The sequence below is a fragment of the Sphingobacterium sp. ML3W genome, assembly GCF_000747525.1.
Lineage (GTDB): Bacteria > Bacteroidota > Bacteroidia > Sphingobacteriales > Sphingobacteriaceae > Sphingobacterium.
The window spans coordinates 1,618,546-1,633,430 of sequence record NZ_CP009278.1 but is presented as its reverse complement, the minus strand read 5'-3'; the positions used below and the strand labels follow the sequence as shown (position 1 = coordinate 1,633,430).

Here is a 14,885-nt window from a genome sequence, read left to right as displayed (position 1 = left end):
AATTACGAGACATTTATAACTCATTTTCATCATGGATAACAAAGAACTTAAAAATACCATTATCGATTTTGCTAAAAATGATGCACGTGTTCGAGCGGTTCTACTCAATGGTTCTCGTGCAAATCCCAATATTCTCCCCGACAGATATCAAGACTTTGACTTACTCTTTATTGTAAATGATATAGAGTCGTTTATAGCCGACAGAGAATGGACTTCTTTTTTAGGAAAAACTATCATTCAGCAACTTCCAGATGAAATGCTATTAGGGTCAGACCCAAAAGAAGAAAAAGTAACATTCACGTATTTAATGATTTTTGAAGATGAAAACCGTGTTGATTTAACCCTGTTTCCTAAAAGTAAATTCCATTCTGACTTTAAGAACGATAGTTTAACAATGATTTGGGTAGACAAAGATCATCTCTTCAAAAACATCATCACTTCAAATGATAGCGATTATCACATTGTTAAACCCAATGAAAGAATATTTCAGGAGACCTGCAATGAGTTTTGGTGGGTTTGCACATACGTGGCGAAAGGACTGGCCCGAAAAGAGGTACTATATGCTAAAGATATGATGGAATCTGTAGTCCGTCCCATGTTTATGAATCTAATCGCTTGGCACATTGGTGTAGAGAAAAAATTTCAAGTTTCTTTTGGTAAATCTGGAAAACTTGCAAAAAAACACCTCGCTAAGGAATTATATCAATCCATATTACAAACCTATGCAGATGCATCTATTGAGAACAATTGGCTTGCATTGATACATATGATGACCATTTTCCGAGACTTAGAAATAAACCTTGCAGCACATTTTCAATACCGTGTTAATATAGACGAAGCTCATAGCGTTTATCGTTATATTTTAAAAATTAGAAATGATTAATAACCTCATAAAATAGGCGATTCACAAGAGAATCGCCTATTCTACTAATCAGCTAAATAACCGAATCTACCATTATTAAAATCTTCAAATGCTTGACTGATTTCCTCCCTAGTATTCATCACAAATGGTCCATGGCTCACAATAGGTTCCAATATAGGCTCTCCACTCATAACTAGTACTATTGCTTGATCTATCGCTTGAATTTCAAAATCTTCACCATCATTTTTGAATAGCACAAAATGATCTGAAGGTGCCTTCTCTTTACCATTGATCATCACATTACCTTCGATAACAATCATTGCAGTATTATAATGTTTAGGAAATGAAAACATTGCATTTCCACCCGCATCTAGTTTAGCGTTCATAACATGCATGGGTGTAAAAGTAGATGCAGGTCCTTTATTCCCCTTGTATTCACCGGCTATTACTTCCACAACACCTTTATCAAGTTTAACTTTTGTTTGCTCATGATTGGCTATCGCCTGATATTTTGGAATACTCATCTTTTCTTTTGCAGGCAAATTTACCCACAATTGAACCATCTGGAAATCTCCCCCTATTTTACTCCATGCCGTTTCATGAAACTCTTTATGCAGGATACCTGATGCTGCGGTCATCCATTGCACATCACCTTCCCCAATGACACCACCTCCACCAGAGCTATCTCCATGCTCAACTCTTCCTTTATAGGCAATTGTAACGGTTTCAAATCCACGGTGTGGGTGTACTCCTACTCCTTTCGGAATTTCACTCGGCGGAAAATTGTAAGTCGAGTTATAATCCAAAAGAATAAAGGGACTCATCCTAGTAGCAGAAGCAATACTTGGTATCAAATTATGTACTCGAAATCCATCTCCAACAAAGTGAGCTGCTTGCGGTTTTGCAATAATTTCTACATTTTTCATATTCTTTTCCTTTAGTATACCACAAAGTTAACACTAGAACTGCCAATATTAATTGATCTAGGATAAGAAAATAGCTTTCTACCAGTATCTTCAAAATTGTTGTTCAACAGAAGTGAGATGTAGTTCCTCTTACACCTATTCCTCAATAATAGAAAATCACAAGGGAAATTAATATGTTAAGGATATATAATGTGATTAAAATTGAATTAAAAGACGACTAAATCTGCAAAAAGTACCATAAATTACTTTGGTGAATTTATTAATTTTACCCACAAACTATATATGATACAGATTGCCATTTTTAGTGATATACACGGAAACTTACCTGCTCTAACAACAGTATTGGCTGATATCGCAGCAAGGAATATCGAGCACAGATATTGTTTAGGGGATTTGGTAGACTTTGCTCCTTGGAGCAATGAGGTGATCGAACGGGTGATACAAGAAAAAATCCCTTGCTTAATGGGTAATCACGATGAACGCATCGCTTTTGACCACCCTATAATACCACTTCAAAAACACAATAACGAAGAAACAGAATGTCGTATCCGTGCTATTAGCCATACTAAAGAAATCATTAAAGAGGAAAATAAATTGTTTTTAAGTCAATGCCCTTATCTGATGCAATTGGATTTCAAAGTAAAACATAAACGTTGGCGTATTCAGTTAGTTCATGGTAGTTTAGCAAGCAATGAAGAGTATCTGTATGAAACAGAACCGGACAGTACGTTTGAACAGATACTAAGCGAGACACAGGCCGACATATTGGTGATGGGGCATACGCATACTTCTTTTATCAAGTGTCTTGATAAAAAATGGGTTATTAACGCAGGCTCAGTTGGACGACCTAAGGAGAAATGTAAAGACGCTTCATACCTTTTATTGCAGTTGTACGAAGACCGTGTTGTAGCTGAAATCATTCGAACTCCCTATAATGTAAGGATGGTAACTAAAGAAATAAAAACAAGTGCAATACCTAATTTTTATGCAAACTTCTTATTGTCTCAATAAATCCTGTAAATAATAAAATAAGATGTAATGCACTTTATTATTTACACAATATGAACCGCTATTAATCCAGTTCTCACCACCACGATAACTACCGTAATTGCTCATTAAACAGTAACTAAATCTTAATTAAGCTACAATAATCGATATCACAGCGCATAAAAAGAATTCAACTGTACACTTTAATCCTTAATCTCAGACAATTCGAATCGTACTTCTTGCAAGGGATAGTCTTTGGCATCAGTTTTTACTTTACTAATTTTTAAGATTACTTCCAATCCATCATATATCTCGCCAAATACCGTAAAATCATGATCCAACCGCGGTTGCCCACCGCTTTTCAAGTAGTCACTTCTTTGTTCGTTCGAATATTTAATTCCTTTTTTTTCTTCCAATTGATTCAAATCATGCGCGGAGACAGGTTTGCCGACTACAAAATAGATTTGATTCAAGAAGGATGCTTTTTCAGTATTGCTATCCCTCCCAGCTCCCAAAGCCCCTATCTTATGGTATGCCCGATCATCAAATTCTGGCGCTAAACGAAGTTTTCTATTTGATAGATCCTGTGCTTCGCGTTGTTCTATATCAATATCATGTTCTCCTCCTTGCACCACAAAATTGGAAATAATACGATTGAATAGCGCATCTTTATAAACTTGATTGTCAATCGCCTTCAATATTAAATCGCGATGTTTCGGCGTAAAATCATACAGAACAACCTTAAAATCTCCATACGTTGTATGGAATAATAAGCGATGTGTTTGACCTTTAGCGGCCACAACAAATAATAAAAACAGCAAGGAAATCGTGAGTTTTTTCATTTTATAAATTTAAAATGAAGGTAATTCAATTTTATTTAAAAATAAAGCGACAACAATATTATTGTCGCTAACCTACAAGAGACCTTCTAGATTATGCGTCTATTTCAATAAAATCTCCATGGCATTTTCCTTTTATATATTGTGATAATGAACCTTACATAGACCGAAAATTTGGAGTCTCTTCATACCAGTGCACATGATTTAGTATCGGGTAAACTAAGGGGTTAATCAAAACTAAACCATTTCACCTGTTGAATAAACACTTGAAATCGAAAACGTTCGGTGTTAAAAATGGATGAAATCCTCTATAGTTTTCAATTTGCAATACGACATTCACTCCGATGGCAAGGTGTTTTTTATTCCAAATTAATATAAACAAACAGGTAATACAACCACATACTAAATACTGACATACAACTTATTGAACATAATATTTACAAAATTCATAATGAAAAAATTGAATCTCACATTCACGACAGCATTCCTTAACCTCCTCATTATAAGTAACAATCACCAAAAATTTGGAAACTAAAAATAATAGTATAGAATTTTAACAAATTATCCCCAATAGGGATGTTTTACACCTAAGATCAGGAATGCAAATCGATTTATAACCTATGCACAGAGCCAAACAACTATTAAAAAAGAGGATAGCAAAGCGCTAGAAATTACTCTGTCTCTTATCGTTACATCTTCTAGAGCTAGCTAACTATTTCAAATAAAACAGATAATAACAAGTTGTGCCATACGATAAAACTCTTATCACAATAGATTAAGGATAAATAAATATTATATAAAATTCTATTAATCAATAATTAAATGTTAATTAAATGAATATTTAGTTTATATATTACAAGTATTATATACAGCTATTTCGTTGGAATTAGAATCCAATTCCATAAAAAACATATGAGTCAAATCAAGTAAACCAAATCAGGCTCTAGAAAGGTAAATCATCTAGAATACGCATCAGCCCTCTGTAAGCTATGATTTTGAAAAAGCAAGTACATCACTAGACTTCGTGCAAAAAGATCGTTAAATCAACTAATTCTCTTCTTAAAACAAAAGGTTGAACCACGAATTCCTTCACCTATACAGAAAACTAAAACCGTTTAAGAATAATCTAGTTAATCGGAACAACAGGCCACCTCATCAAAATCTCAACAACCCTACCATCTAACAAGGGAAAATCAACAGATGAAGCATACATTCTAGTAATAGGGCTAGATAAAAGTTTGGATAAAACAGAAAATAAGACATAAACAATTATAAAGCAAATATTTACAGTAACCATATAAACTTATAATACATATTTAGAAGAGATTTTATAATAAGGTCCCCACAACTGGAAATCCAATTTTATGGTGTCCCCTACTCGTTATAATAGAAATGAACAATCCAAACAAATTTGATATCATAAATGTATTTGTAAAATTGTTAAACAAATACAGTAAGAGATGATGTCATATTTCTGTTGTCATTTGCATCTTGGGAACAGCAATAACAACAGAGGAAAAAATCATAAAAAAAGCCTTGCATAGTCAGAACTAAAAGCAAGACTTCGAAATGATAGTCTGGTAGAATTCCTCTGATTGGAGGTTAAATGACCAAGCCTGAATTGGGTTGTGAGTACCGAACGGAAACCTTTGAATGAGCAAAATCACCTCCAAAAGGAGGATTTAATTTTTTTATGGAAACATCGATAGATTGCGCAAACGAAAAATACAGATGGATCGCTTTTAAAATCTCATGAGCAGCTGACTCTAACAACTTACGTTTAGGCGTCATAACTTTTTGAATAATTTGATATAAGATTTCATAATTGACAGTCTTATCCAAATTTTCGTAATCATCATCACCTGCATCAAAGCTCACTGAAGCTTGTACTAAAAATTCATTTCCCAAAAGTTGCTCTTCTTCGTAAAATCCAATCGGAGCAAAAACTCGAACATCTTCTAAAGAAACGGTTTGTAATATTTTCATATTACAAACCTACTTTTTATTCTTAATAATGCGAACATCAAATGTAAATTCACCTCAAAAATCCATATCTCCCAGTATCGAAAAGTTTTGATTGGAGAATACAAGTGTCCTAAAATTCTAACGGAACATACAACCGACTATTTGATTTTAAAATATACGTACTAGTGAATGGATACAAGCTCCACTTCAAATATCAAAGTAGCATTCCCACCAATCTCTTTTGAAACACTCAATTCTCCATATCCAAGTGCCGATGGAATAAACAAACGCCACTTACTTCCCTCTTTCATTAATTGCAGAGCCTCCGTCCATCCTGGTATGACTTCGTTAACAGGAAATGAAGCTGCCTTTTTACGCTTCTCTGTTGAATCGAAAACTGTACCATTGATTAAGGTCCCCTTATAAAAACACTTAACACTATTTGTTAATTTTGGGGTCTTTCCCTCTCCATCCACAATGATTTCATATTGTAACCCCGAAGGTAAGCTTACTACGCAATCGCGCATGCCATTCTCCTTTAAGAATGCTTCTCCCTCAATTAAATTTTTTTTAGCTTCTAAGCGTAGCTTTTTTAAATATCCTGTTGCGTTAGCCATTTTTTTCCTTTTAAACTTAGATAAGTATGTTTTATACACAGTTTAAGTCTGTGATATATAAAACAAATATTCATTTGAGTCTTTTATTTGGGACTCGTGATTATTAAATAATTATCGGATCTCCTCTACTAGCAAGGGTTTATAAGAGGAGAAATATCAAACCTTCCTTACTGATTCAACTTCCAATCGAATATGACTGAAATCGGCCAATGATCGGATAGCGCATGCCCCTGCTCATTAACAAAATCTGCTTTCTCCACTTGATATCGCTTTGGTGTTAGAACAAGCCTATCATTGCTCCTAAACATGACCTTATCGATTGATTCCGACTTATTATCAATATCCATTATATCTAGACATAGAAACAATGGATCAATGGTTGGTGCCACATGATTATGTTGGAGCGAAACCCAACTATCACTTAATTGCGTCTTATTCATAAAATCAACCAAATTATCTTCAGCATATGAAAAATGAGCATTAAAATCTCCAGCGACAATAATAGCTTTACCAACCGAAAACTTATTGATATATGCTGCTAATTGATGATAATTGGCTCTCCTAGCCTGTGCGGCTCTTTTATTATCTTGAGAATTGGCATGTATATTATAAAAATCGAGTTCTACCCCTTGCCCCAAGTGAAGGGTGCAGCAACTGAACCCTTTTGGTGTCAACCGATCTGAGCCCGTTCTATTAAGCCATTCTATCCGTTTAAAATTAGAGAGTGGATATTTTGATAAACAGTCCAACCCATCGCCAAATATGGCTAACCCCATACTGATTGTACGAAATGGGTGTAGGTTACCGTATTGGTATAAATAGTGGTTGTAATTGAAATCTTCTTGGATGTGGGCAATATCGAAACTATTTAGTAATACACCAATATGTGCTATACTTTTTGACCGATTCGTCTTTGCTGATGAAATAACTTGTGGTAACCCTGCGACATTGTACGTTATAACAGAAAAATTGCCCGATAGTAAATCGGGCAATTCATATTGTTTTTCGTGTAGGAAAACATGATCTTTTCTTCGCATTAAAGATTTCCATAATTCCTGAAGATATTGAAAAAACATATTTATTTACAACTAGGCTTGTTCTATAACAAAGATAGCATGCTTAAATTAAATTACAATAACCCCACAATTAAAACTTCTTTAAATTGAATCGATTATAACGTTGCATCAATTGCATCCCATAATTTAATTCTCTTTTCTAGAGCCAATTTCGACACTTCCTCCACTTCTTTCCATTTCCCAAGATCATCACCACACAATTCCATAATCATTTTCATCGCCAGTGGTCCATGTTCGTCTGCATCCAATTCAATATGCCTTTCAAAGTAATAAAGCAGTTTTTCTAGATTTGCATTAGGAAAATTCAGTTGAATCTCCTTGAGAATAGAAGAAAACATATCTGGGATTAGATCTTCTCTCCCAAATGTAAATGCGGCAGCTATTTCATGCGCTGATCCATTTTCAATAATATCAAAGGTAAATGTCAAAAACTCTTTTATGTTTGAATGTAGTGTGCTTTCAGCTATCACTTCGAAAATAGGAGAACCCTTATAAACTTGATTTAAGAACTCATTAACTTCATGTGTACTCCCTCCGATAGCTTCCAACGCATCAAGATACATCTCGAAATGACTTAAGCGTCTACCGTCAATATACTCATCTGATTCTTCAGCAACAACAATTTCATTAATCAAATATCTCGTATCTGGATACGCAGAAGGGTACCAAGGTGTAGTAGTACATGTTAACTTTTGCTGTAATGCTTTCAATAGTGACATAAAATCCCATACTGCATAAACATGTCCCTGCATAAAAACCTGAAGATCCCCTAACGTTTTTATTTTAGAATAAAGTGGATGGGCAAGCAATTGATCTCTTTCCGTAGCAATGTAGTCATTAACATTCTTGATGTATTCCATATCTTATGATTTGAAGCAAAAGTAGTTTCTCAGAATGAAAATTGAACAATTTTTAAAAAAAATTGACTTCTTATTTACATATATGACCTTCTAAAAATAGAAAAGCTTGAAGTGGGGAACCTCAAGCTTATCGTTAGCCATATATTAACCTATTTTATGAAAAGTATTTGTAATTAAAACGACCGACTGATTATATTATTGTGCACCGTTCATTTTTTTTTAAATTTTATCAAATCAATACTTGATAAAACAAACCGCTGTTCTTTAATTTAAGGAACAACTGATTTACTACATGTATAACGCCTTAGTGAAGACATTATTGTTGGTTCAAAATATTTATCGCAGTAATCGGTCTAAAAAATAAACTTCTACCGTATATTGAATGTTATAACATGGTAACCCAATTAAATATATTCCATATGGCGGATTTTAATTTAGAAGATTTTGTAAACATCTTAAACAATAAAGAGGTTTTCCAATACTTGGTCGATAAAAAAGTAATCAAGGAAAAGAAATTTTTAGAAACATACGAATACGAAAAAGAGCTACATGAACTGCAAATTCAACTAACAGCAGTCCAAAATACCGTCATCGCAGAAAACAAGCGAGTATTGATTATTTTTGAAGGAAGAGATGCTGCCGGTAAGGGAGGCGCTATAGAAAGACTTGTCGAATACCTGAATCCAAAAAAATTGCGTGTCGTTAGCTTACCTAAGCCTACAGAAGAAGAATCTAACCAATGGTACTTTCAACGCTATTTTAAACAATTACCCAATGCTGGAGAGCTTGTTTTTTTTGATAGAAGCTGGTACAATCGTGCTGTTGTTGAACCCGTATTTGGCTTCTGCACAGAAGAACAGTACAAACTGTTCTTAAAACAAGTCAAAGAGGTGGAAGAACTATTAATACAAGATGGCGTCATCTTAATCAAGTTATTCTTGACCATTTCTAAAGAAGAACAAGCAAAAAGACTGGAAGAAAGAAAAACCGATGTCTTAAAACAATGGAAAATTGGCCCTCTTGACAAACAAGCTCAGGAAAAGTGGGACACCTACAGCATCTATATTAAAGAATTGTTCAAAAATACAAGTACAAAAAAAACACCTTGGGTTGAAATTGAAACCGATAACAAAAAGAAAGCTCGTCTTGAAGTTTTTAAAATTATCATCAACCAAATCTCGAATCAAAAGATCGGAAAAATCGAGGATATTGTGAAAATCTATAATTGAGGGTAAGAAGTGGGAAAGAGTTAATTATTATTTCTCTTTTCCACTGATCGAGCCATCTACCCCTATCACTTTGATTACCTTATCACCCAATCGTGTTATATCGGACTTGAGGCCAACCATAATGGTCATGATATTGATTGGCGTTTCCTGTATTTTATTGAAGGAATGCAAGTATCCGATTTCCATACCTAGGAAGAAACCATTAAACCGATAATCGGCACCTACCCCAAGTTTACCTGAAAAAGAAAATTTCTTCTTATTATCTATTTGTGCAATGTTATTGACAGCATCTACATGCACTCTAGGCTCTACTAGAAAGCCAAACCCTGGGCCTGCATAGGCATAGGCATTCAACAATCTCAATTGTTTACGAACACCACCGGCTAATGATAAAGTGTAAAAATTCGCATTCGCATCTTCAACTTTAAAGGCATATTGATTGTCTTGAATTTTTTGCTTATAGTCAAATGACAACGTATATAATGCAGGATAAAGATAGTATTTAGGGTTTTTCAACGAGATATCCAATCCTAAGCTTCCTGAAAACTTAGGAGATAAAACATCCTTGGTTTTCCCCATAGGGAATCCCATTCCAGTACCACCAAAATAATATACCTTACGGAAATGTAAGGTATCTACTCCAGTTTGAGCAAAAACAGAAAAACACAAAAACAAACAAAAAGTAGTCGCTAAAATTCTCTTCATAAAAAACAAACCTATTATCGAAAAACAATAATAGGTCTAAAAAGTTTGATTCCGACTATAATTACTTTTTAAAAGTAATTTTTAGACTGCGGTCCCTGACTAAATAACAGGTCCACTATACTTAAATCTGGATAAAATCCATTCTTTTCTTCAAAAACTTGATAATATGGTTTAGGATTCAACAAAAGACTCTGTTTCTTTGGGTGAATCTGATCTCTAAGGTCTACCACATTGGGTACTTCTCTAAAATATTCATCAGTAAAGGAAAGTTCTCGCTTCAATTTCAATGATTTTAACAAAAGCTCTAATTGTGCTACATTATAATCAAATAATAAATCATATTTTTTATTATAAAACTGAGCAAAATCATCCTCATAATATTCAAAATAAGCTGAATTTCGATAAGCCGCCTGCAAACTTAACCAATGTAATCTTTGCCAATCAAATTCGTACGAAATCCGTTTATGGGACATTGGTGAACGCTCACTTTTGCTATGCTGAATAGGTACAATCAATTCCTGTATTCCATTTGCAGTAGCAATACGCGTTCTGGAGCGATAAGTTTGTTTTTGAAAATTATCATACTTCTCAATCAAAATCGGCAAAGGATTTTGTTGAATACAATGAAAATATGATATTGGAGGTAAGTAACAAGTTGTTAATAATAAATGAGTTGACATAAAAATCGCTGAATTTTATTTTATCTGCTGCAAAAATAACTTAAATTAGGGATATTTGCAGGTAAGATTTAGAATAGTTACAAAGAATACATGAAACAAAAAGCATTATCAGCACTTTTATATCTAATCGCTTTAATGCCATTCTGGTTGATATTTAAGGTATCCGACCTATTTTATTATATCCTATATTATATTGTTCGATATCGTAAAAATGTGATTTTTGATAACCTAAGAAATTCATTTCCTGAAAAAAGCGAAGAAGAAATACGTGCAATAGCGAAGAAATTCTATCGCTTTTTCCCAGATCTTATTTTAGAATGTCTAAAATTTAAGCGCATTTCAAAAGATGAGGTCAGTAGAAGACTTACGCTTGTGGACGAGCATGAACTCACGAGGCATTTAGATCAAAATAAAACAGTAATTGCAGCTACTGCCCACTATGCCAATTGGGAATATGGGATCCATGGCTTAAGCACCATCACAGATGCACCAACACTTATCGTATATAAGCCCTTAAATAATAAGACCGTAGACCAAGTCTATAATCAAGTTCGCACAAGATTTGGAGCAGTTATGGTACCCATGAAGCAAATTGTAAGGCATTTAGTTAAATTAAGGGGTAAACCGAGTGTGAGCGTTTTTGTGGCAGATCAAGCTCCGACCTATTCAGATTCGGATTACTTCCTCCAATTCTTAAACCAAGAGACACTCGTATATACAGGTCTTGAGCGGATATCAAAAATGACCAATGGACCTATTGTTTATTGCCATATTGGGAGAAAAGAAAAAAGAGGATATTATTTTTGTAAATTTACCACATTAATTGAAGATCCATCTGCTTATTCAGACAAAGAAATCACCCATATTTACAACGCTTTTACGGAAAACATCATCCGCGAAGAACCACAATATTGGCTTTGGTCTCACAAAAGATGGAAAAGAAAACGTAGAAAATGAAAAATTACCCTAAAGTAGCTGTAGTTATTTTAAATTGGAACGGGAGATTTTTCTTAGAAAAATTTTTACCTTCTGTATATAACAGCAGTTACCCAAATATAGAATTCGTAATTGGAGATAATGCGTCTACAGATGACTCTTTGGCATTTGTAAGTGCATCATACCCCAAAATTACCCTATTAGAAAACGAGCAGAATTTCGGTTTTGCTGGCGGCTATAACCATATTTTGTCAAGAATCGAAGCAGATTACTATGTGCTACTCAATTCTGATGTTGAAGTTACACCAAACTGGATAGAACCCGTCATCGAGATGCTAGAGCGAGACGAAAAATTGGTTGCGGCGCAGCCTAAAATACTTGCTTTCCATAATAAAGCCAAATTTGAACATGCTGGCGCTGCAGGAGGATACTTGGACCGCTATGGCTTCCCTTTCTGTTGTGGACGTATTATGGATAAGGTAGAATATGACCTTGGTCAATATGATGATGAAAAAGAAATTTTCTGGGCATCAGGAGCTGCATTGTTCATCAAAAGCCATGCGTGGAAAGAAGCACAGGGACTTGATGAAGATTTTTTTGCACATATGGAAGAAATAGACCTTTGCTGGCGCTTAAAAAGGATGGGCTATCGTATTGGATACTGCCCAGATTCAACAGTCTATCATGTAGGAGGAGGCACTCTGAATGCGAGCAACCCACAAAAAACTTATTTAAACTTCAGGAATAATCTATATATGCTACAAAAAAACCTAGCAATAAGTCAGGTTTTTACCATTATTTTTATTCGCTTTTGGTTTGATTTTGCAGCTCTAGTCAAATTTCTTTTAGATCGAAAATTCAAAGATGCTTGGGCGGTGAGCCGGGCACATCAATCTTTTTTCCTAAATATTTTCAAAAACGCTAAAAAAAGAAATAATAATCTTCAACTTGAAAATAAGACTGGTGAATATAAGAAATCAATAATTGCTGATTTCTATCTGGATAAGAAACAAAAATTTTCAGACTTAGATCAAGAGAACTTTTTTTAAACGCCTTACTCGCATGAAGTAAAAACGCATAAAAATGCAGCTCTTATCAATAGCTGCATTTTTTATTAATTTCTATTTGTAAATTGATTAAACGTACTTTTTATTTGTAAATTCGCAACATGTCATCCATGGATATTGAACAAAAAATAACTTCACTAACGCAAGAGCTAAACCACTATAATTATCAATATTATGTGTTGGCTCAAAGCCTTATTTCAGATTATGATTTCGATCATAAAATGAAAGAATTGGAGGCCTTAGAAGCACAATACCCTGAATTCGCAGACCCCAACTCTCCTACCCAGCGGGTGGGTGGAGATGTAACCACGAAATTCGAAACTGTTAGGCATCGTTGGCCTATGTTATCATTAGGCAATACCTATAACCAAGACGACCTTCGCGATTTTGACCTAAGGGTTCGTAAATTAATAGGTGATAATTTTGAATATATCTGTGAATTGAAATTTGATGGCTTATCCATCAGCCTCACCTACCAAAATGGTAAACTATCAAAAGCAGTTACACGTGGAGATGGCACACAGGGAGATGTTGTTACCAATAATGTCAAAACAATTAGAAGTATTCCAATTCATTTAAAAAAAGGTCATTACCCTGAAGAATTTGAAATCAGGGGAGAAATCTTTATGCATAAGACGGCCTTTTTACGTTTGAATGCCGAAAGGGAAGAAAATGAGGAACAAACTTATGCCAACCCACGTAATTTTGCAGCAGGAACAATTAAATTACAAGATTCTGCAGAGGTAGCTAAAAGACCTTTAGATTGTTTCTTGTACTTCTTATACTGTGACAATAGAAATAAACTATTTCATAATCATTGGGAAAGCTTACAAGCTGTCAAAGAATGGGGATTTCACGTTTGTGAACACACACAGAAATGTCAGACTTTAGATGATGTATTCTCCTTCATTGATTACTGGAATGAAAAAAGACATGATCTCAGTTATGAGATCGATGGTATCGTAATTAAAGTAAATGATTATGGCGCGCAAGAGGAACTGGGTTTTACAGCCAAGAACCCACGTTGGGCAATTTCCTATAAATTCCAAGCGGAGCGAGTTGAAACACAACTCGAATCAATCAGTTATCAGGTGGGCCGTACAGGTGCTGTTACACCAGTCGCAAATCTAAAAGCCGTTTCTCTAGCAGGAACAACTGTTAGAAGAGCTTCCTTACATAATGCCAATGAAATCGCAAGACTTGACCTCCATGAGGGGGATACCGTTTTCGTTGAAAAAGGTGGGGAAATAATCCCGAAGATCATCGCTGCAAATGAGGATAAAAGACTTCCGGATGCTAAAGCGTACATCTACCCAACGCACTGTCCAGAATGTCATACAGAATTAATCCGCCAAGAGGGAGAAGCTGTACATTATTGTCCTAATGAAGATGGTTGTCCACCCCAGATTGTTGGGAAAATGCAACATTTCATAGGGCGTAAAATGATGGATATCGAAGGGATGGGAGATGAAACAGTAGAAACGTTCTATAAAAAAGGAATTCTGAAAAATGTCGTTGATATCTATGGTCTCCAAGATCATCAAGACCAACTTCAGAACTTAGAGCGCTTTGGTCAAAAATCCATCGATAATATGTTAAAAGGAATTGAAAAATCAAAAGATAAACCTTTTGAAAAATTGCTTTTTGCATTAGGGATTCGGCATGTTGGAGAAACGATAGCAAAAAAATTGGCACATCATTTCAAAAATATTGATGCTATCAAGGCGGCTTCTATAGAAGAAATAGCTACTGTTCAAGATATTGGAATCCGCATTGCTGAAAGCATACATCACTATTTACACATACCTGCCCACGAAGAGCAAATAGCACAACTAAAATCTTACGGATTACAGTTTGAAATTGAAGAGAAAGAAGTAATTTTGGACAGTAATACGCTAACTGGTCAAACCTTTTTAATATCAGGTGTCTTTGCACTTCATTCAAGAGAGCAGTTGGCAGAACTTATTGAAAATAATGGTGGGAAAATGGTTTCCAGCATTTCAGCTAAATTAAGTTATCTTGTCGCAGGAGATAAGATGGGGCCTTCTAAATTGGCGAAGGCAGAAAAATTAAACATCAAAATGATCGATGAACATGAACTATTAGCGATGATCAACGATAAAACTAGTATATAAA

General features: G+C 34.7%; 14 protein-coding genes. 6 read left to right on the top strand and 8 right to left on the bottom strand.

The window, feature by feature from the left end; genetic code table 11:
- Positions 1-31: 31 nt before the first annotated feature.
- Positions 32-883 carry an aminoglycoside 6-adenylyltransferase gene (locus KO02_RS07020; protein ID WP_038697038.1) on the top strand — a complete coding sequence of 284 codons (852 nt, stop codon included), beginning with the start codon at positions 32-34 and terminating at the stop codon, positions 881-883.
- Positions 884-927: 44 nt separating this feature from the next.
- Here the strand turns inward: KO02_RS07020 and KO02_RS07015 are convergent, their stop codons facing one another.
- Positions 928-1,788 carry a pirin family protein gene (locus KO02_RS07015; RefSeq protein WP_038697036.1) on the bottom strand — a complete coding sequence of 287 codons (861 nt, stop codon included), beginning with the start codon at positions 1,786-1,788 and terminating at the stop codon, positions 928-930.
- Positions 1,789-2,070: 282 nt separating this feature from the next.
- Between KO02_RS07015 and KO02_RS07010 the strand changes: the two genes are divergently transcribed.
- Entirely contained in the window at positions 2,071-2,799 is a 729-nt protein-coding gene (locus KO02_RS07010; protein WP_038697033.1) for a metallophosphoesterase family protein, read from the top strand.
- Between the two features lie 179 nt (positions 2,800-2,978).
- On the opposite strand, the gene KO02_RS07005 is transcribed toward KO02_RS07010, so the two are convergent.
- The 5 genes from KO02_RS07005 to KO02_RS06985 form a co-directional block, all read right to left on the bottom strand.
- Positions 2,979-3,617, bottom strand: coding sequence for a peptidylprolyl isomerase (locus KO02_RS07005; protein ID WP_038697030.1), 639 nt, complete (start codon positions 3,615-3,617; stop codon positions 2,979-2,981).
- A gap of 1,599 nt (positions 3,618-5,216) precedes the next feature.
- On the bottom strand, positions 5,217-5,600 hold the full coding sequence (gene folB, locus KO02_RS07000) for a dihydroneopterin aldolase (RefSeq protein ID WP_038697028.1): 384 nt from the start codon (positions 5,598-5,600) through the stop codon (positions 5,217-5,219).
- Between the two features lie 161 nt (positions 5,601-5,761).
- Complete coding sequence (locus KO02_RS06995) at positions 5,762-6,196, bottom strand: FKBP-type peptidyl-prolyl cis-trans isomerase (RefSeq protein ID WP_051959794.1); 435 nt, start codon at positions 6,194-6,196, stop codon at positions 5,762-5,764.
- Between the two features lie 167 nt (positions 6,197-6,363).
- A complete protein-coding gene (locus KO02_RS06990) occupies positions 6,364-7,272 on the bottom strand; it encodes an endonuclease/exonuclease/phosphatase family protein (protein ID WP_051959793.1) in 909 nt (302 codons plus the stop codon).
- A 95-nt stretch (positions 7,273-7,367) separates the two neighbouring features.
- Positions 7,368-8,132: a DUF3050 domain-containing protein gene (locus tag KO02_RS06985; RefSeq protein ID WP_038697027.1), complete on the bottom strand. Its 765-nt coding sequence runs from the start codon at positions 8,130-8,132 to the stop codon at positions 7,368-7,370.
- A 419-nt stretch (positions 8,133-8,551) separates the two neighbouring features.
- Here KO02_RS06985 and ppk2 point away from each other — a divergent pair, with 419 nt between their 5' ends.
- Entirely contained in the window at positions 8,552-9,361 is an 810-nt protein-coding gene (ppk2, locus tag KO02_RS06980; RefSeq protein ID WP_038702260.1) for a polyphosphate kinase 2, read from the top strand.
- 27 nt (positions 9,362-9,388) lie between these two features.
- Here ppk2 and KO02_RS06975 read toward each other — a convergent pair whose 3' ends face one another.
- Together KO02_RS06975 and KO02_RS06970 are read right to left on the bottom strand one after the other, a co-directional pair.
- The gene (locus KO02_RS06975; protein ID WP_038697025.1) at positions 9,389-10,066 is read right to left on the bottom strand and encodes an outer membrane beta-barrel protein; all 678 of its coding nucleotides are present in this window, start codon (positions 10,064-10,066) and stop codon (positions 9,389-9,391) included.
- A 68-nt stretch (positions 10,067-10,134) separates the two neighbouring features.
- Positions 10,135-10,746, bottom strand: coding sequence for a WbqC family protein (locus KO02_RS06970; protein ID WP_038697023.1), 612 nt, complete (start codon positions 10,744-10,746; stop codon positions 10,135-10,137).
- Positions 10,747-10,836: 90 nt separating this feature from the next.
- Here KO02_RS06970 and KO02_RS06965 point away from each other — a divergent pair, with 90 nt between their 5' ends.
- The 3 genes from KO02_RS06965 to ligA all read left to right on the top strand — a co-directional run bounded on the left by KO02_RS06965 (position 10,837) and on the right by ligA (position 14,884).
- The gene (locus tag KO02_RS06965) at positions 10,837-11,703 is read left to right on the top strand and encodes a lysophospholipid acyltransferase family protein (protein WP_038697021.1); all 867 of its coding nucleotides are present in this window, start codon (positions 10,837-10,839) and stop codon (positions 11,701-11,703) included.
- Positions 11,700-12,731 carry a glycosyltransferase family 2 protein gene (locus KO02_RS06960; protein ID WP_038697019.1) on the top strand — a complete coding sequence of 344 codons (1,032 nt, stop codon included), beginning with the start codon at positions 11,700-11,702 and terminating at the stop codon, positions 12,729-12,731. The genes KO02_RS06965 and KO02_RS06960 overlap by 4 nt, the downstream gene beginning before the upstream one ends.
- Positions 12,732-12,850: 119 nt before the next feature.
- The gene (gene ligA, locus KO02_RS06955; protein WP_038697017.1) at positions 12,851-14,884 is read left to right on the top strand and encodes an NAD-dependent DNA ligase LigA; all 2,034 of its coding nucleotides are present in this window, start codon (positions 12,851-12,853) and stop codon (positions 14,882-14,884) included.
- Position 14,885 lies beyond the last annotated feature (1 nt).